This window comes from Butyricicoccus sp. AM05-1, assembly GCF_003474415.1.
GTDB lineage: Bacteria > Bacillota > Clostridia > Oscillospirales > Butyricicoccaceae > Agathobaculum > Agathobaculum butyriciproducens.
The window spans coordinates 73,457-92,256 of the sequence record NZ_QUDG01000004.1; the positions used below are offsets into that span (position 1 = coordinate 73,457).

13 protein-coding genes and 1 riboswitch are annotated in these 18,800 nt (G+C 58.0%); of the genes, 7 read left to right on the forward strand and 6 right to left on the reverse strand.

Features of this window, described 5'->3' with window-relative positions:
• Window positions 1-63: 63 nt before the first annotated feature.
• Window positions 64-666, reverse strand: a complete 603-nt coding sequence (locus DW088_RS07710; protein WP_118360292.1) for a hypothetical protein — start codon at window positions 664-666, stop codon at window positions 64-66.
• A 98-nt stretch (window positions 667-764) separates the two neighbouring features.
• Entirely contained in the window at window positions 765-1,784 is a 1,020-nt protein-coding gene (locus DW088_RS07715) for a Gfo/Idh/MocA family protein (protein ID WP_118360293.1), read from the reverse strand.
• A gap of 303 nt (window positions 1,785-2,087) precedes the next feature.
• Between DW088_RS07715 and hrcA the strand changes: the two genes are divergently transcribed.
• The 5 genes from hrcA (at window position 2,088) to DW088_RS16735 (ending at window position 7,204) form a co-directional block, all read left to right on the forward strand.
• Window positions 2,088-3,134 (forward strand): heat-inducible transcriptional repressor HrcA, encoded by a 1,047-nt coding sequence (hrcA, locus tag DW088_RS07720; protein WP_158574637.1) that lies wholly within the window; start codon window positions 2,088-2,090, stop codon window positions 3,132-3,134.
• 28 nt (window positions 3,135-3,162) lie between these two features.
• Window positions 3,163-3,690 (forward strand): nucleotide exchange factor GrpE, encoded by a 528-nt coding sequence (grpE, locus tag DW088_RS07725; protein ID WP_118360295.1) that lies wholly within the window; start codon window positions 3,163-3,165, stop codon window positions 3,688-3,690.
• A gap of 56 nt (window positions 3,691-3,746) precedes the next feature.
• The gene (gene dnaK, locus DW088_RS07730; protein WP_118360296.1) at window positions 3,747-5,594 is read left to right on the forward strand and encodes a molecular chaperone DnaK; all 1,848 of its coding nucleotides are present in this window, start codon (window positions 3,747-3,749) and stop codon (window positions 5,592-5,594) included.
• A gap of 166 nt (window positions 5,595-5,760) precedes the next feature.
• Window positions 5,761-6,912 carry a molecular chaperone DnaJ gene (dnaJ, locus tag DW088_RS07735; RefSeq protein WP_118360297.1) on the forward strand — a complete coding sequence of 384 codons (1,152 nt, stop codon included), beginning with the start codon at window positions 5,761-5,763 and terminating at the stop codon, window positions 6,910-6,912.
• A gap of 133 nt (window positions 6,913-7,045) precedes the next feature.
• On the forward strand, window positions 7,046-7,204 hold the full coding sequence (locus tag DW088_RS16735) for a hypothetical protein (protein WP_442861178.1): 159 nt from the start codon (window positions 7,046-7,048) through the stop codon (window positions 7,202-7,204).
• A gap of 220 nt (window positions 7,205-7,424) precedes the next feature.
• On the opposite strand, the gene ribH is transcribed toward DW088_RS16735, so the two are convergent.
• From ribH to ribD, 4 genes are all read right to left on the reverse strand, one after another.
• Window positions 7,425-7,886: a 6,7-dimethyl-8-ribityllumazine synthase gene (gene ribH / locus DW088_RS07745; RefSeq protein WP_110436291.1), complete on the reverse strand. Its 462-nt coding sequence runs from the start codon at window positions 7,884-7,886 to the stop codon at window positions 7,425-7,427.
• Between the two features lie 80 nt (window positions 7,887-7,966).
• Complete coding sequence (locus tag DW088_RS07750) at window positions 7,967-9,175, reverse strand: bifunctional 3,4-dihydroxy-2-butanone-4-phosphate synthase/GTP cyclohydrolase II (protein ID WP_117491331.1); 1,209 nt, start codon at window positions 9,173-9,175, stop codon at window positions 7,967-7,969.
• Window positions 9,176-9,190: 15 nt separating this feature from the next.
• A complete protein-coding gene (locus DW088_RS07755; protein WP_117491329.1) occupies window positions 9,191-9,826 on the reverse strand; it encodes a riboflavin synthase in 636 nt (211 codons plus the stop codon).
• Window positions 9,826-10,911, reverse strand: coding sequence for a bifunctional diaminohydroxyphosphoribosylaminopyrimidine deaminase/5-amino-6-(5-phosphoribosylamino)uracil reductase RibD (ribD, locus tag DW088_RS07760; protein WP_118360298.1), 1,086 nt, complete (start codon window positions 10,909-10,911; stop codon window positions 9,826-9,828). Before ribD ends, DW088_RS07755 begins: the two co-directional genes overlap by 1 nt.
• Before the next feature lie 172 nt (window positions 10,912-11,083).
• Window positions 11,084-11,210, reverse strand: a riboswitch (FMN riboswitch).
• Window positions 11,211-11,559: 349 nt separating this feature from the next.
• Here ribD and DW088_RS07765 point away from each other — a divergent pair.
• On the forward strand, window positions 11,560-14,940 hold the full coding sequence (locus tag DW088_RS07765; protein WP_158574638.1) for a PD-(D/E)XK nuclease family protein: 3,381 nt from the start codon (window positions 11,560-11,562) through the stop codon (window positions 14,938-14,940).
• Window positions 14,921-18,496 (forward strand): helicase-exonuclease AddAB subunit AddA, encoded by a 3,576-nt coding sequence (gene addA, locus DW088_RS07770; protein ID WP_118360300.1) that lies wholly within the window; start codon window positions 14,921-14,923, stop codon window positions 18,494-18,496. The genes DW088_RS07765 and addA overlap by 20 nt, the downstream gene beginning before the upstream one ends.
• Window positions 18,497-18,800: the final 304 nt, after the last annotated feature.

Sequence of the window (18,800 nt, forward strand, 5' to 3'; positions counted from 1 at the left end):
GGTCTTTTTTCGCGTTTGCAGAAGTATTTGATATCTTATGGGCGACATGATCTCGTGCCGCAGTTATGCAATCTCGCTCTTGCGAGCGGCGCGGACGAACAGTCCGAGCACGATCAGGCAGAAACACTTAGAAAAGAGCGAAATCGAGGTTTTGAGCGCGCTGTCCAGCAGGACGGCGGCAATATCGCAGATCAGCGGCACGAAAAAGCACAGTCGGATCAGGCGGGACGGATAATCATAGCCGCGTTCCGCGCGAAGCGCCTCCAATCCGGTATACAGAAAGAACTGGGAAACGTACAGGCAAATCACGCCCGCCATGACTACCAGACTCATCACCGCGATGACCGCGGCAGAGTTATAGGGCGGTCGGTCGGTCAGCGCGATCAGAAGCGAGATCAGTCCGACAACGGCTGCGCAGACGCTGATAATGTTGACAGTGAAGGCGCGGTGCAGACGGTCGGACAGCTTGCCGAGCTGATAGAACGGATAAAACTGTGCGACTGCGGCAGCGAGTGCGAGAATATTAGATAACGTGATTTGACCGGCTTCACCGCTGAACAATACGACCGGCAGGTCGATCACGCTGAACAGCACATTCAGAGCATTGAACAGCCAGAACAGCAGCAGCCAGCGGTACGCGGGAGCATTAGGGTTAGCATTCGTCATAGACTCTACCTCCTTTCCATTATCATAGCAGAGAAGATGGAAATGTGCAAGAAAAAGCAGAGCCTTTCGGCTCTGCTTTTGTGCGATTTTACAATATATTAATACTGTACCTGAACCGGCTTGCCGGAGTGGAACGAATCCGTAATCGCGTAGGTAACGAGGGTAGCCTTGGTGCCGTCGTAAACGGTCAGCTCGGGCTTGCGGTCGTTCTGGATGCAGTCGATGAAGTCGACCATTTCCAACAGGTATGCTTCTGCGAAACGCTGCGGGAAGTTCTCGATGATCTCCTGACGGGCGCCGTACTGGTCGTATACCATAACGCGGTCCTTCCACGGTACACCGGCAACGCGGATATGCGCCTCGGTGCCGACGATTTCGGTCTCGGTGTGGTAGCCGTGCGGTGCAGTGCGGCCAACGTGCAGGAAAGCGACCGTGCCATTGTCAAACTTGAGCATTGCCATGCCGGTCTCGGTGTCACCGTTCTCGGCAAACTCGGGGTGCTTGAAGTTGGTGCCCGCGGCGTAAACCTCGGTAACCTCACCGCCGAGGAACCAGCGCATCAGGTCAATGTCGTGCGAAGCCGCGTCAATGAAGATACCGCCCGAGGTCTTGGAGAACTTGATGCAGCTCTCGACCAGTGCTTCCGGGTCCAGACCGGTAGCCTTTACCAGATACGGCTTGCCGATGCGGCCTGCGTTGATCTGTGCCTTTGCATCCGCATAGGACGGATCGTAGCGGCGCATAAAGCCAAGGAAGAAGATCTTGTCCGGGTGACGTTCAACGGCAGCCTCAGCGCGCTTGCACTCCTCAAGCGAGCAGCCGAGCGGCTTGTCGGTGAAGACGTGCTTGCCTGCATCGAGCGCGTACTCGATCATCCAGCAGTGCTCCGGAGAGGAGGAGACGATAACGACAGCTTCGATGTCTGCCTCGTCAACCATTTTCTTGTAGTCCGTGGTGGTGTACTCTACCTTGAGGTAGTCCTTTGCCCAGTCCAGCTCCTTCTGCACGAGCGAGCAGGCAGCGACCAGCTTGCAGCCGGGAATCTTGAACGCGAGATTCTGCGCGTGCACCGAACCGAGGCGGCCCAAACCAACGATGCCAACTTTGATTTCCTTCATGTTTGTTCTCCTTTTTATAGAGCGGATTTTCTCTCTACGGCAATCGAACGATTGCCTGTCTCTCTCATAGTAATTCTATCACTGCGTGGACGCGAACGCAAGGAAAAACGACCAAATCAGAGCATTTTTCATACGGTGAAAATTGGCATTTCAGCACTCGGCAGACGAGTGTGATAAAATTCCGACCATCATTTCATAAATTGTTCACAAACAGCACTTGACTTTGTCCGTATGTGGTGGTAAATTAAGTTTAGCACTCGGGGAGATGGAGTGCTAACAACCGAAAGAAAGGAGTCTGCTTCGGTGGAGCTTTCGGAACGTAAAAAGCAAATACTCAAAGCCATCATCGGCGATTACATCCGCACGGCTGAACCGGTTGGCTCCAAGGCATTGACCGAGGGACACGAGCTGCCGTTCTCGTCCGCCACCATCCGCAATGAGATGAGTGAACTGGAGGACATGGGCTACCTCGAAAAGCCGCACACCTCTGCGGGACGAATCCCCTCACCGCAGGGTTATCGACTGTATGTGGATGAACTGATGGAGCGTCCGGCCGACAATGCGGAGGACGGAAACGCACTGCAGAACAGCGTGCTTACCAAGGTACGCGAGCTTGACCACCTCATTCAGGAGGCCGGCAAGCTGCTCACCAGTCTGACGAATTACGCGTCGGTTGCTATCACACCGGCCATGACGCAGATCGCCATCCGGCAGTTTGAGATCATCGCAGTCGATAAGATGAATTTCGTAATCGTAGTAGTTACGGATTCGGGCACGGTCAAGAACAAAATGGTCCGCACGGTGGCTGAGGTCTCCAAGGATGAGGCCGAGCTGCTCACCTATGTACTCAACCAGACGCTGACCGGACTGCCGCTCTCGAGCATCACCGCCGAGCGATTCGACATTGTGCGCCGCGCCGCGGGATTGACCGCGCTGCTCGCTCCGGTAGCCGAGTACATCGCAGAGCTGATCACCGAGCTGAGCGACCAGAAGGTTTACCTCGACGGTGCCAGCAAGCTGCTTCGTTTTCCGGAGTACCGCGATACGAAAAAGGCGCAGACGCTGCTCGATTACATGGAGGATGACCGCAAGCACCTGCTGCCGGCCACCTGCAAGATCGACGGCATCCAGTTCTTCATCGGACCGGAAAACGGCGAAAACCCGCTGAGTGAAACCTCGGCGATCTACGCAAAATACGATATCGGCAAGATCGGCCAGGGCGCGATCGGCATCGTGGGTCCGACCCGCATGGATTACGCCAAGCTGTCCGCACAGCTCAGCCGCTTCGCAAAAGGGCTGAACAAACTGATCGCCGAGACATTTTTAGATGAAAAAGACGGAAATCACTGATTTCCTGTAAACGGAGGCACAAAACGACATGAGCAAAAAGACAAAGCCGGAGGCGGAAGAGCAGGAGCAGGTAAAGACCGAGGCTCCCGCAGAGGAGACCGCCAAGGCTGAAGCGAAGCCCGCGACGGACTGGGAAGCCAAGTATAACGACCTGAACGACCGTTATCTCCGCATGGCGGCGGAGTACGATAACTTCCGCAAGCGCAGCCAGCGCGAGCGCGAGCAGGCGTACACCGATGCCGTCAGCCGCGCCGTAACCGCACTGCTGCCGACCTACGATAACCTCGAGCGGGCGCTCAAGGCAGAGACTGCCGACACCGAATATAAAAAGGGTGTCGAGCTGACCATGACGCAGCTGACCGAAAGCCTCAAGGGCATTAACGTCACCGTCATCGACGCTGCTGCAGGCACCGCATTCGATCCGAACTTCCACAACGCGGTTATGCACGTTGAGGATGAAACCCTCGGTGAGAATGTCATCGCGGAAACTTTCCAGCAGGGCTTCCAGATTGGCGATAAGGTTATTCGCCATGCGATGGTGAAGGTTGCAAACTGATTACTAACTACTAATTAAAGTAAACAAAATCCTATCATTTAAGGAGTGTATTTATTATGGGTAAGATCATTGGTATTGACCTTGGTACGACGAACTCTTGTGTATCTGTTATGGAGGGCGGCGAAGCCGTAGTCATCCCTAACGCTGAGGGTGCGCGCACCACTCCGTCTGTTGTTGCATTTTCTAAGGACGGCGAGCGTATGATCGGTCAGGTCGCTAAGCGCCAGGCTGTAACCAACGCAGACCGCACCATTATTTCCATCAAGCGCCACATGGGCACTGACTACCGCGTAAACATCGACGGCAAGCCGTACTCCCCGCAGGAGATTTCCGCTATGATCCTGCAGAAGCTGAAGGCTGACGCAGAAGCATACCTCGGCCAGCCGGTAAATCAGGCGGTCATCACCGTTCCGGCTTACTTCTCCGACTCGCAGCGTCAGGCTACCAAGGATGCCGGCAAGATTGCAGGTCTGGAAGTTCTGCGTATCATCAACGAGCCGACCGCTGCTGCACTGGCTTACGGTGTAGATAAGGAATCCGAGCAGAAGATCATGGTATACGACCTCGGCGGCGGTACGTTCGATGTATCCGTTCTGGACATCGGCGAGGGCGTTCTGGAGGTTCTGTCCACCGCAGGTGATACCCACCTCGGCGGTGATGACTTCGACCAGCGCATCATCGACTGGATGGTTGACGAGTTCAAGAAGTCTAACGGCATTGACCTGTCGAACGACCGTATGGCTATGCAGCGCCTGAAGGAAGCTGCTGAGAAGGCAAAGATCGAGCTGTCCGGCATGAGCCAGACCTCCATCAACCAGCCGTATATCACGGCTGACGCTACCGGTCCGAAGCACCTCGAGCTGACCCTGACCCGTGCAAAGTTCAATGAGCTGACCGCAGACCTCGTAGAGCGCACCATGGGCCCGGTTCGTCAGGCAATGAGCGACGCTGGTCTGTCCGCTTCCGACCTGTCTAAGGTCCTGCTGGTCGGTGGTTCCACCCGTATCCCGGCTGTACAGGAGGCTGTTAAGGGCATCACCGGCAAGGAAGGATTCAAGGGCATCAATCCGGACGAGTGCGTAGCAATCGGCGCATCCATCCAGGGCGGCGTACTTGGCGGCGAGGTCAAGGACGTACTGCTGCTCGACGTAACTCCGCTGTCCCTCGGCATTGAGACCCTCGGCGGCGTATGCACCAAGCTGATCGACCGCAACACCACCATCCCGACCAAGAAGAGCCAGACCTTCTCCACCGCAGCTGACAACCAGCCGTCGGTTGAGATCCATGTTCTGCAGGGCGAGCGCGAGATGGCTGCAGGCAACAAGACCCTCGGCCGCTTCACCCTCGACGGCATCGCTCCGGCACCGCGCGGCATTCCTCAGATCGAAGTTACCTTCGATATCGACGCAAACGGCATCGTAAACGTATCCGCAAAGGATCTCGGCACCGGCAAGGAGCAGAAGATCACCATCACTGCATCCACCAATCTGTCTCAGGATGAGATCGACAAGGCTATGCACGAGGCTGAGCAGTACGCTGAGCAGGATAAGAAGAACAAGGAAGCAGTTGAGGTTCGCAACAACGCTGAGCAGCTGGTATTCCAGTCCGAGAAGGCACTGACCGATCTGGGCGACAAGCTGTCCGCAGATGAGAAGGCAGGCGTTCAGGCTGAGATTGAAAAGGTTAAGGAAGCACTCAAGGGCACCGATACCGATATGATCAAGGCTGCAACCGAGGGTCTGTCCAAGAAGTTCTCCGATCTGGCCGGCAAGATCTATCAGCAGCAGGCACCGCAGGGCGACCCGAACATGGGCGGCGCTCAGGGTGCAGGCGCTCAGGGCGGTCAGCAGGGCGACTTCGTAGACGCTGACTTCACCGAGGTCAAGGACGACGACAACAAGTAATAACAGATAGGAGTTAGGAAGTAGGAGTTAGGAGTTATGGCTGCCGGTTTTCGGCAGAGTGCAGCGAGATTGCACGGTATCAAAACTCCTGTCTCCTCACGCCTATCTCCTCACTAAGAGAAGGCGCGCTTCGGTGCGCCTATCCCTGTGTATAGGATGATTTTTTATGGCTGATAAAAGAGATTATTATGAAGTGCTCGGCGTACAGAAGGGCGCAAGTGATGATGAGCTGAAAAAGGCATACCGCAAGCTGGCGCGCAAGTACCACCCGGACCTCAACAAAGATAATCCGGAGGCTGCGGATAAGTTCAAGGAAGCAAACGAAGCGTACGAAGTGCTGTCCGACAAGGAGAAGCGCGCTAAGTACGATCAGTTCGGCTTTGCCGGCGTTGACCCGAGCTACGGCGGCGGTGCCGGTGCCGGTGGCTTCGGCGGCGGCTTTGATATGGGCGATCTGGGCGACCTGTTCGGTTCGTTCTTCGGCGGCGGCTTTGGCGGCGGACGGTCGTCCCGCCGTAATGCACCGCAGCGCGGCGAATCCATCCGTCAGACGGTGATCCTGTCCTTCGAGGAAGCCGCATTCGGCTGTGAAAAGGAGATCACGGTCGAGCGCATCGAATCCTGTGACGACTGCGGCGGCACGGGTGCCGCAAAGGGTACCACGGCAGAGACCTGTCCGAACTGCCGCGGCACCGGTGTGGTAACGCAGACCCAGCGCACGCCGCTCGGCATGTTCCAGACGCAGGGCGCCTGCCCGAACTGCCGCGGCACCGGCAAGATCATCAAGAAGCCGTGCCCGAAGTGCGGCGGTCAGGGTCGTGTCCGCAAGACCCGCAAGTTCAAGGTCAACATTCCGGCAGGTATCGACGATGGTCAGTCCATCCAGCAGCGCGGTCAGGGCAATGCAGGCGTGAACGGCGGTCCCGCAGGCGATCTGTTCGTAACGGTTGCCATCCGTCCGCATCCGATCTTTACCCGCAACGGCTCGGATGTACATGTCGATATTCCGATTTCGTTCGCACAGGCCGCACTCGGCGATACGCTGCAGGTGCCGACCATCGACGGCCGCATCGAGTACAAGATTCCGGAAGGCACGCAGACCGGCACGACGTTCCGCATGCGCGGCAAGGGCATTCAGAATGTCAACGGCCGCGGTCGCGGCGACCAGTATGTCCGCGTAAACATCGAGGTGCCGAAGAACCTGTCCGAAAAGCAGAAAAAGCTGCTGCGTGAGTTCGAGGAAACGTCCACAGACGAGAATCAGGTAAAGCGCAAGAGCTTCTGGGATAAGGTAAAGGACGCACTCAAGGATAAATAATTAAAGGAGCATTGCTTTTTGAACAAATTCGGTAAACTGGAGCTTGTGCGCTGACCGGGAGGTCGGCTGTACAGGAATCCGTAAACCACCTCCCCAAAAGACGAAAAATATCGACTTTTCAGGAGGAATTCCTATGAATTGGAAGAATAAACGCAAGCAATATCAAAAGGGTTACTACAAAACGCATGCCTGCGACGACAGCTTCACCTGCAGGGTGTGCGGCCGTCCGGTCGTGCCCGCAGGTGCGGTGTACTGCACTCTAACCGCGCAGCGGCGGACGATAACCCGATGAAGCTGATGTCCATCGCCATGAAGCCGGTGGCGTTCCCGCCGTTCCCGTTGGAGCGGATTGAGAAGCTGACCGCGCTCATGGGCGGAGAAGGCTCGGTAGAATAAAGAAAACCACCCGGGATTTTCTCGGGTGGTTTTTCGTCTGCAGGAGGAAAATGGAGAATTGAGGATGGTAAATAAAAATGCTCTCTGAATCATCAGAGAGCATTTTTTGCACAATTTTAGATCTGCGGCAGCAGGTTTGCCAGCTCGAGCGCCGCAATCGCTGCATCTGCGCCCTTGTTGCCGGCCTTGGTGCCTGCGCGCTCGATGGCCTGCTCGATGTTCTCAGTGGTAATCACACCGAACGTTACCGGTACGCCGGTCTGCAGGTTGACCTGTGCAATGCCCTTGGCAGCCTCGTTGCACACGAGGTCGTAGTGGCTGGTCGAGCCGCGGATGACTGCGCCGAGGCAGATAACTGCATCATACTTGCCGCTCTGCGCCAGCTTCTGCGCCGCAAGCGGAATCTCAAATGCACCCGGAACCCATACGAGCGTGATGTCGTCCGTGTCCACACCGTGACGTACCAGTGTGTCCTCCGCGCCGGAGATCAGCTTGGAAACGATAAATTCGTTGAAACGTGCACCAACAATTGCAAACTTGCCCTTGGTTGCTACTAACTTGCCTTCGAGTACCTTCATCTTAAAATCTTCCTTTCAATATGGTGAACAGATATATTGCAGGGCGAGGTGAGGTCATCCCGCCCTGCGGGATAGATTGATTACAATGTTTCACTAAAGAGGTGACCCATCTTAATTTTCTTGGTTCTGAGGTAGAACGCGTCGTCCTTCTGCGGTGCGATCTCGATCGGCACGCGCTCGGTGATCTCTACACCAAAACCGTCCAGACCATAAATCTTCTCCGGATTATTGGTCAGCAGGCGCAGCTCCTTTGCGCCGAGGTCCTGCAGAATCTGAGCGCCGATCCAGTATTCACGCAGGTCGGGCGCAAAGCCGAGCTTTACGTTTGCCTCGACTGTATCGAAGCCCTTTTCCTGCAGCTCATACGCCTTCAGCTTGTTGATCAGACCGATTCCGCGGCCTTCCTGGCGCATATAGAGCAGCACGCCGCGTCCTTCCTTGTCGATCTGCTGCATGGCTGCCGCAAGCTGCTGACCGCAGTCGCACCGGCGGGAACCGAACACATCGCCGGTCAGACACTCGGAGTGTACGCGGCAGAGCAGGTTCTTGCCATCGCCGATCTCGCCCTTGACGAGCGCAACATGGTGCTCGCCGGTCAGGTCGTTGACGTAGCCGTAGATGCGGAACTCACCGAAACGGGTGGGCATTTTCGCACAGGCTTCACGGACAACGTGCTTATCATGACGGCGGCAGTAGTCCTGCAGGTCCTTGATGGTGATGATCTTGAGTCCCCACTCCTTGGCCTTCTCCATCAGCTCGGGCGTGCGCATCATCGTGCCGTCATCGCGCATGATCTCACAGCACAGACCGCACTGCTCGAGTCCGGCCAGACGGCACAGATCGACAGTCGCCTCGGTGTGGCCGTTGCGGGTCAGCACACCGCCGCGGCGTGCGACGAGCGGGAAAACGTGTCCCGGACGGCGGAGCTCCTCCGGCTTGGTGTGGATATCCGCACATTTGCGGCAGGTAAAGCCGCGTTCCTCGGCGGAAATGCCGGTCGTGGTGTCCACATGGTCGATGGAGACCGTGAATGCAGTGTGGTGGTTGTCGGTGTTGACCTTTACCATCTGCTCCAGACCGAGACGGAGCGCAACCTGCTCACTCATCGGCGTGCAGATCAGGCCCTTGGCATGGGTCGCCATGAAGTTGACGTTCTCGGTCGTGGCGAACTGTGCGGCGCAGATGAGGTCGCCCTCGTTCTCGCGGTCCGGGTCGTCGATGGTGAGGATGAGGTGTCCGGCGCGAAGCTCTTCGAGCGCTTCTTCAACTGTATTGAACTGATATTCCATAAAAGAAAACCTCCGTTAAAATCCGTGTTGTGCAAGAAAATCCATTGTAATACCGCTGGATTTGTGCGGCGTGAGCATTTTTTCAACGTATTTGCCGATCACATCGCATTCGAGGTTGACCGGCTCGCCCGGCTTTTTGCCAAGCAGAATGGTCTGTGCGCCGGTGTGCGGGATGATGGAGACCGAAAAGTCGGTGTCCGTCACAGCCGCCACGGTAAGGCTGACGCCATCAATGGCGATCGAGCCTTTTTCGACGATGTACCGGAGCAGGGGAGCCGGTGTTTTGATCGTCACCCACACGGCGTTGTCCTCGCGCCGCTGCGAGAGAACCGAGCCGGTGCCGTCGATATGGCCGGATACGATATGACCGCCGAACCGTCCGTCGGCAGGCATCGCGCGCTCCAGATTGACCGGCGAGCCGCTCTGCAGACTGCCGAGCGCGGAACGCCGCAGGCTTTCCGCCATCACATCGGCGCTGAAGCTGTCGTCCGTCAGCGCGACCACGGTCAGACATACGCCGTTCGTGGCAATGCTGTCGCCGATTTTTGTATTTTCGAGCACGGTATCTGCCGCAATCGTCAGCCGAGCGCCTTTTGCGCCGCGCTCGATGCGCCGCACCGTACCGATTTCTTCGATAAGTCCAGTAAACATTACAATCTCCCTTCAAGCAGGAAATCTTCGCCCATCGGCGTGCAGGTCACGTCCTTCAGCGGAAGCGCCTGCACCATCTTGTCAAATCCCAGACCTCCGACCGGACTTTTTGCGCCTGCACCGCCGATGATTTTCGGGGCGATGTACGCCTGCACGCGGTGTACCACACCGGCCTCCAGCGCGGAGAACGCAAGTGCCGAGCCGCCTTCAAGTAATACGCCGTCGATGCCGAGTGCGCCGAGCTGGCGCATCAGGTCGGCAAGGTCTACGCGCTCGTCTTTCGTTTTGCATTCGAGAATGTGTACACCGTGCCGTTCCAGTTCAGCGGTGCGCTCATTTCGACCGACGACCGCGATATAGGTCGGGATTTTGTTCGCCGTCTGTACGATTCTGCTGTCGATCGGCGTGCGTGCGCGGCTGTCGCAGATTATGCGGATCGGATCGCGCCCGCCGTCAATGCGGCAGGTGAGCAGCGGATCGTCCTCAAGCACGGTGCCGATGCCGACCATGATGGCGGGCAGCCGGTTGCGCGTTTCGTGTACATGACGGCGGGCGGTCTCGCCGGTAACCCAGCGGCTGTCGCCGGTGTGTGCGGCGATTTTGCCGTCCAGCGTCATCGCGTACTTGAGCGTCACAAACGGCGTCTTGTGCGTGATGTAGTGAAAGAAAACTTCATTCACGCGGCGGCATTCGTCCTCGCACACGCCGGTCTCGACTTCAATGCCTGCGTCGCGCAGGATCTGTGCGCCTTTGCCGGCTACCAGCGGGTTCGGGTCCAGACAGCCGATGAACACGCGGCCGATCTTGTGCTCGATGACTGCATCTGTACACGGCGGCGTGCGTCCCCAGTGGCAGCACGGCTCGAGCGTGACGTAAAGGTCTGCGCCCGTGCAGTCCTCGGTGCAGTGCGCGAACGCGTTGCGCTCGGCATGCAGGCCGCCGATGTGCTCGTGCCAGCCTTCACCGATGATTTTTCCGTCCTTGACGATGACGCAGCCGACCATCGGATTCGGATTGACGTGACCGGCTCCGCGCTGGGCCAGCGCCAACGCCTGACGCATATATTCCTGTTTTTGCTCCTGCATAGAATCACCTGATATAATAATTCTGTAGAAAATTTCACGATAGTTTGGCGACAGCCAAAAAAAACGTCCCAAAGACAGAATCTTCGGGACGCTGAAAAAAGCATTGTGAAAATAAAAAGTCTGAAACACCGAATCGGCATTTCAGAACAGCAAACAACGGAAAATCTTTCCGCGCATTCTTCTTTTATCCAGACTATACTGTCGGCCTCGGAATTTCACCGAATCATGCTTCCGCCGAATGGCATCCGCTCGCGGGCTGTACCGCCGGTAGGGAATTGCACCCTGCCCTGAAGAATCAAATATTTGGTTTTGCGGGGCAGAGCCTTTATTGTTCCGCCTGAGGAAAGTATAGTCCCAAGCGGAGAAAAATGCAAGGTTTTTTTGAAAAAATAATTTTACAGAATGTGTGAATGCAAACAAAGCACCGCAAAAGTTCGAAAAAGACTGGAAAATACGCAGATAACGCACAAAAAATATAAAATGACCATACGGTTGTTATTGGTAATTTTCCGTTTTCCATTCCGACTCGCTAAGAGCCGCCCTATGGGCGGTTGCTCGCTGGACGCCCACTGCGGTGGGTGTATCCATTTTCAATTTGCTCCGGTTGTGCTATAATCAAATAGCTATGAAATGAAAGGAGAGTGTGCCATGCGGATCTGGACCGGACGAGCGGGAAGCGGCAAGACAACGGCCATCCTGCGGGAGATCGCGGCGCTGAGTGAAAAGGGAGAGGGACGGCAGATTCTGCTCGTGCCCGAGCTGAACTCGCACCTGATGGAGAGGCGGCTTGCCGCAGCCACGCACAACCACGGCGCACGCACGGCCGAGGTGCTGACGTTCTCACGATTGGCGGACCGTGTGTTCTCTGAGGTCGGCGGACTGGCACAGCAGATGCTGACACCGGCAGGTCAGCTTTTGACCTTGCAGGAGGCGGCACGCCGTGTGCAGGGGGGGCTGAGTGCATGGAAGGGTCTGGCAGACAAGCCGGAGCTGCTGCAGGAGGCGCTGCGGCTGATCGACGAGTGCAAAACCTGTGCGGTCGCACCGGAGACGCTGTTTGCGGCTGCCGAGGAGAGTGAGGACACTGTACTTGCAGAAAAATTGTCCGATCTTGCACAGATTTTGACGGCCTACGAGCGCCTGTGCGAGGAGTCCCTGCCCGACCCGAGAGACCGTCTGACACATCTGCGCGACCGTCTGGCAGAAAGCCACACGCTGGACGGTGCAGCGGTCTATCTGGATGGTTTTCTCGGCTTTACCGTGCAGGAAAGTGCAGTGGTTGATGCCATGCTGGCGGCAGGTGTGCCGCTCTCTGCGGCGGTAACCTGCGATACGGATTACCCGGAGATTTTCCTTACCGGCTGTAAAACAGTGCAGAAATTAACCCGGATGGCAAAACATCATAACCAGACGGTCGAGCGCATCGAACTGGGCGAAAGCAAGGTGGCCCGACCGGCGGGACTGGCTGCGCTCGAACGCGAAAGCCTGCTGCCGGTGCGCACCCCACAGGAGAGTGCGGACGGCGTTCGGCTGTACGAGGCGGCTTCGCCGTTTGACGAGTGCGAGCACGCGGCGGCTTACATTCGGCGCAAGGTGCGGGACGAAGGCGCGCGCTGCCGCGATTTTGTGGTTGCGGCACGCGATATCGAGCCGTACAGCGCGTTTCTCGCAATGGCGATGGCGCGGTACGACATTCCGGTGTTCCTCGCGGAAAAGCCGGATCTGCTGTCTCGTCCGCCGATGGCGCTGGTCACGAATGCACTCGAGGCGGTACGAAATCATTTCCGATATGAAGATCTGTTCTCCTGTCTCAAGACCGGGCTTGCGGGCTTGGATTGGGACGAAATTGACAAATTAGAGAATTATGTGCTCACCTGGAACATCCGCGGCGGAGCCTGGGAACGCGAGTGGACCGAGCATCCGGACGGCTATGGTTTGCCAATCGACGAGAATGCGAAGGCGCAGCTTGCCGAGCTGAACACACTCCGCAAACGGGCAATCGCGCCGTTCTCCGCACTGCGCGAGGCACTTGCAGGTGAGCAGCCTGCAGGTGACTGCGTGCGTGCGCTCTATGCATTTCTTCTTGCGGTGGACGCGCCGCAGCGCATGACTGACCGCGCCGCCGGACACGAGCAGGCGGGCCGTCTGCAGCTGGCCGACGAGTACCGCCAGCTGTGGGAAATCCTGGTCTCTGCAATGGAGCAGTTCGCGTGGGTGTGCGGGGATATGCCGCTGACGCTCGACCGTTTCGCGCAGCTGTTCCGGCTGGTGCTCGGCGAGTACGATGTGGGTACGATTCCGGTTTCGCTCGACCGCGTGACCTGCGGCAACATCGAGCGTGCGTGTACGGAAAATGCGAAATATGTCATCCTGCTGGGCGTTAACGACGGCCTGATACCGAAAACCCCGTCCTCGACTTCGCTGCTGAGTGACATGGACCGCGACAAAATGGATGCGCTCGGCGTGGAACTCAAAGCCTACGGCGAGGAACGCCTGTTGATGGAGCAGGAAACGCTCTATCGAGCACTGGCGTGCCCGACGGACGAGCTGCTGCTGACGTATCACACCATCGACGCAGGCGGCGGTGAAACGCGGCCGTCCTACTTCGTAAACACAGTGCGCGAATTGCTGCCGGATGTGCCGTTTTCCACCCACCGGACGGAGACCGTGCGCGACCGCCTGCAGGCGGAACGACCGGCGGTCGAACTTGCGTGCGCGTATCTTTCGGGCGACCGGACAGCCGCTGTGCGGGCCGCCTATGACTACTATAAGGATGATGAGCGAGTCAAAAACGCGCAGGCGCAGCGGCGCGGCAGAGGACCGCTGAGCAGTCCGCACACGATTGACGGCTTGTACGGAAAAAGTCTTAATCTGACCGCTTCGCGTGTGGATACGTTCTATTCCTGCCGGTTTGCATTCTTTATGCAGTATGGTCTGAAGGCCAAGCCGCGCCGTGTGGCGAAGTTTGATGCGCTCTCGACCGGCACATTCATCCACTATGTGCTCGAGCATGCGCTGGATACCCTTGGAAAGTGCGAGGGCGGCGCCGCCCATGCCGATCAGCCGACCGTGCGCAAAGCCTGCCGTGAAGCGGTACGGCAGTATGTCGCGGAGGAACTGGGCGGCCTGGAGAATAAAACCGCGCGCTTCCAATACCTGTTTCGCCGACTGGTGCGCGCCGTGGAGCAGATCCTCGACAACGTGATCGAAGAACTTCGCGTATCCGACTTTGAGCCGATCGACTATGAGCTGGACTTCTCGCGCAGCGGCGACCTGCCGCCCGTGCAGTGTGAGGACGGCGATGTGTCGGTTTCACTCTCCGGCAAGGTGGACCGCGTGGACGGCTACATCAAAAACGGCCGCCTCTATCTGCGCGTTATGGACTACAAAAGCGGCAAAAAATCATTTTCGCTGTCCGACATCTGGTACGGACTCAACATGCAGCTTATCATCTATCTGTACGCGCTGCAGCAGGAGGGTCTGGACCGCTATCGTGCCCGCCTGACCGCCGAGCTGAACGAAATCGTACCGGCAGGCGTGCTGTATGTTCCGGTACGCGATGAGCTGCCGGATGCGGCGCGCGACACGGACGAGGACGGGCTGCGCATTCTGCGCGACAAGGCGCTGCGGCGTTCGGGTCTGCTGAGTGACGATATGTCGCTGCTCGAGGCAATGGAGCACGGTCTGGAAGGTGACGGACGGTTTATTCCGGTCTCTATCAAGACCGGGAAGGGCGAGGATGAGCCGACGCTTGCCGCCAAGTCTGCGGTAGCCGATCTGGCGAAATTCGGCAGACTGGCACGCTACACGCAGAAAAAGCTGCTCGAAATGGGACAGGCTCTGCGAAACGGCAGCATTGAAGCCGACCCGCGCAAGACCGACCGCAGCTACTGCGAATGGTGTGATTTCCGGGCAGCCTGCCGGTTCGACGAGACCGCCGGAGACAAGGTACGCTGGCTGAAAAACATCAAGGACAAGGAATTCTGGGAGCAGTTAGGAGGGGACGACAATGCCGAAGTGGACACCTGATCAGCAGACCGCGATCGACGACCGCGGCGGTGCACTGCTGGTTTCGGCGGCAGCCGGCTCGGGCAAGACAGCCGTGCTGACCGAGCGTGTGCTCCGGCGGCTGACGGACGAGAACGATCCGGTCGATATCGACCGCCTGCTGCTGGTTACCTTTACCAACGCAGCGGCAGCCGAAATGCGCGAGCGAATCGGTGCGGCCCTCGGTGCGGCCGTAGCCGCAAACCCGCGGGATACCCGTCTGCGGCGGCAGCTGTTCCTCGTGCACCGCGCGAAAATCACGACCGTGCATGCGCTGTGTCTGTCGCTCGCACGCGAGCAGGCGGCGGTGCTCGGTATTGCACCCGACTTTCGCCTGATGGACGAAAACGAGGGAAAGCTGCTTCGCGCCGAGGTGCTCGAAGAAGTGCTCGACACGGCCTACGAGCAGGCGGACGAGAAGTTTTTCGCGCTCTGTGACCTGCTGACGGCGGGGCGCGACGATAAAAAGCTGGGCGAGGTCATTCTCGGCACCTACGAGAAGATTCAGGCGCATCCTGATCCGCGGGCGTTCCTCGAGGATGTGCGCGCGGGATTGTACACGCGCGGCATGGACACGCCGCACGGCCGTGTGCTGCGAGAGCAGGCGAAGTCGGCGGCACAGCACGGTGCGGCATTTCTGCACATGGCTGTGGATGAATTGACCGGCATTGATGAGCTGGCGGACAACTATCTGCCTGCGCTGACGAGCGACTTAAATCAGGCCGAGCGTCTGCTGGACGCACTGTTTGGCGGCAGCTGGGATAACTGCGTGCAGGCTGCCCGGTCGATCTCGTTTGACCGATTGAAGGCCGCGAGAAAATTTGAGGACAAGGCGTTCCTCGAACAGATCAAGGCCATGCGCGAGGAGTGGAAGGGCGTTGCCAATAACATTCGGGAGAAATGGCTGACCGTCACTGCAGAGGAAGCGGAGTACGACCGCGGCCTGACAGCCCCCGCGCTGTTCGCGCTCATTGACATGGTAAACGCCTTTGACGATGCCTTTACGGCAGCGAAACGTGCGAGAAATGCTGCGGATTTCAACGATTTAGAGCACTTTGCCGTGCGTCTGCTGTATACAGACGGCAAGCCGTCCGCACTGGCGAAAACCATGTCCGAGCAGTTCACCGAAATTGCGGTGGACGAGTATCAGGACACCAACGCCGTGCAGGATGCCATCTTCCGTGCACTCTCCAGAGACGAGACCAACCTGTTCATGGTCGGTGACGTCAAGCAGAGCATTTACGGCTTTCGACTGGCTGACCCGTCCATTTTCCTTGAGAAATACCGCAGCTTCGGTGAGGTGGCGGACGCCGCTGACGGGCAGCCGCGCCGTGTCGTGCTCGGGCAGAATTTCCGTTCACGAGCGGCTGTGCTGGATGCGTGCAACTATCTGTTTGCCGCCGTCATGGGCGAGACCGTGGGCGATCTCGTGTACACGGACAAGGAGGCGCTGCACCTCGGCGCGGACTACTATCCGGAGTCCGGAAATGCGCGGTACAAGACCGAAGTCCTGCTCGTGGACGCGGACGGACTCGGCGAGGACGATGATGCGCCGGATAAGACCGAACTCGAAGCACGGCTTGCCGCGAAGCGAATTCGTGCGCTGCTCGACGAAGGCTTTCCGGTGACGGATAAGCAGACCGGGAAGCTGCGTCCGGTCACGCCGGGCGATATCGTAATCCTGCTGCGCTCGCCCAGAAGCAAGGCGCCGACCTACATTGCGGAGCTGGAGCGCATCGGCGTAACAGCCAGTGCCGAGCAGCGCGGCGGCCTGCTGGAGACTGCCGAGGTCGGCACGATGGTGTCGCTGCTCAGCGTCATTGACAACCCGCGGCAGGATGTTGACCTTATCGGCGTGATGCGTTCGCCGCTGTTCGGATTCACCGAGCAGGAACTGGCGGATATTCGCCTTGTGGACCGCAGGATCAGCTATTATGACGCGCTGCTGCAGGCGAGAACAGATTTTCCCAAGGTGGAAACCTTCCTGCAGCGGCTGGACTTTCTGCGCACCTTTGCGTGCGATCAGCCGGTGTACCGCCTGCTGTGGGAGATTTACGATCAGACCGGCGCACTCGGCCTGTACGGCGCGCTGCCGAACGGCGCACAGCGCCAGAGCAACCTGCTGACATTCTTCGAGCGGGCGCGCTCGTTTGAGGGACAGGGCTTCCGCGGTCTGTTTGACTTTGTGCGCCTGCTGCGCGGCATGCTCGAGCAGGGCGAGGATTTCCAGACGGTCGGTGCCGAGGCCACCGGCGGTGCGGTCCGCATTCTGTCCATCCACAAGTCTAAGGGACTGGAATTTCCGGTCGTTATCGTGGCAGACTGCGCCAAGCAGTTCAACGACAGCGACCTCAAGGAGCCGGTGCTCGTGCACCAGAACCTCGGCTTCGGCAGTAAGTGCCGCGACCGTGACCGCGGTGTGCAGTACGACACAGCCGAGCGCATTGCAGTCTCGGTGCAGATGCGCCGCGAAATGATTTCCGAAGAACTGCGCGTATTATATGTAGCGATGACGCGTGCAAAGGAAAAACTGATTCTGACGGCAGCTACCGGCAGCCTGCGGAATTCGCTGAAAAAATGGTCGCTGCTGGCGTCGCTCGACGAGCTGCCGCAGTACGCCATGGGTGCGGCGCGCACGCCGCTTGCGTGGATTCTGACACCGCTGCTGCGGCATCCATGCGCGCGTGCCTTCCGCGAGGAGTATGCGCCCGAGGTGCCCGAGCACGGCACGGACAATGACGCATTCACGCTCAAGGTGTATTATCCGAACGACCTGCAGCCGCAGGAAACTGAAATCCTGCGTTTCGAGGACAGGGAAACCGGCGACTGCACCGTGCAGCCGCACTTCGACTACCCGCATGCTTACCTCGCGGAGCTGCCGAGCAAGCTGACCGCCACCGGTGTCGGCCGCGGCTACCGCGCAGACGAGGCCGCCGAGCAGACACCGCCGCCGCGGAAAGAAGTGCAGCTGCGCGCACCGCTGTTCGAGAAGGGAGAAAAGAAGCTGACGCCTGCCGAGATTGGCACAGCGCACCACCTGTTTATGCAGTTCTGCGACTTTGACGCCGCCTGTGCGCCGAACGGCGTGGAAAACGAGCTGAACCGTCTGGCGGAAAAGAAGATTTTGTCCACAGAACAGGCGCATGCTGTGGATAAACGCAAGATCGAACGGTTTTTCGCCTCCGACCTGTACAAAACCTTTATGGCGGAAAACAAGGTGCGGCGTGAGTTCAAGTTCTCCGTGCTCGTTCCGGCGCAAGCGTATTTTCCGGTTGCGGCAGACGCACCCGAGGAAAACGTGCTCCTGCAGGGCGTTATCGACTGCCTGATCGAAACCGACGACGGCTTTGTTATCCTTGACTTCAAGACCGACCGCATCAAGAAGGGCGGTGCGGTCGAGAGAGCCGAGCAGTACCGCCCGCAGCTGGCCGCCTACGCGCGTGCCGTGCATGAGATTTACGGCAGACCGGTCCGCGCGTGTGTGCTGTACTTTTTCCACACCGGCGATACCGAATGGGTGTCGCTCGACGAGACCTGACGGCATTCGACCGCACAGCAGTTAAGAGCGTGTTAAGATTCATTTGCACGCATTGACATTACGGCCGCACGATGGTAAATTGAGTACAACAAAAGCAAAGGGGCACCGGAAAAATACCGGACGGCTCCGCAGAACCTCAATACGCCACCATCATTCATTCCTCATTTCCAAATGAAAAATCCGCAGACGGGAACGTCTGCGGATTTTTCTATCTGTCAGAGGCTGATTTCGCGACAGCCGTTTGCACGGATTGCATAACACGCATGCGGCAAAAATCGTGAAAAACCGTCATATGCCCGCTTTA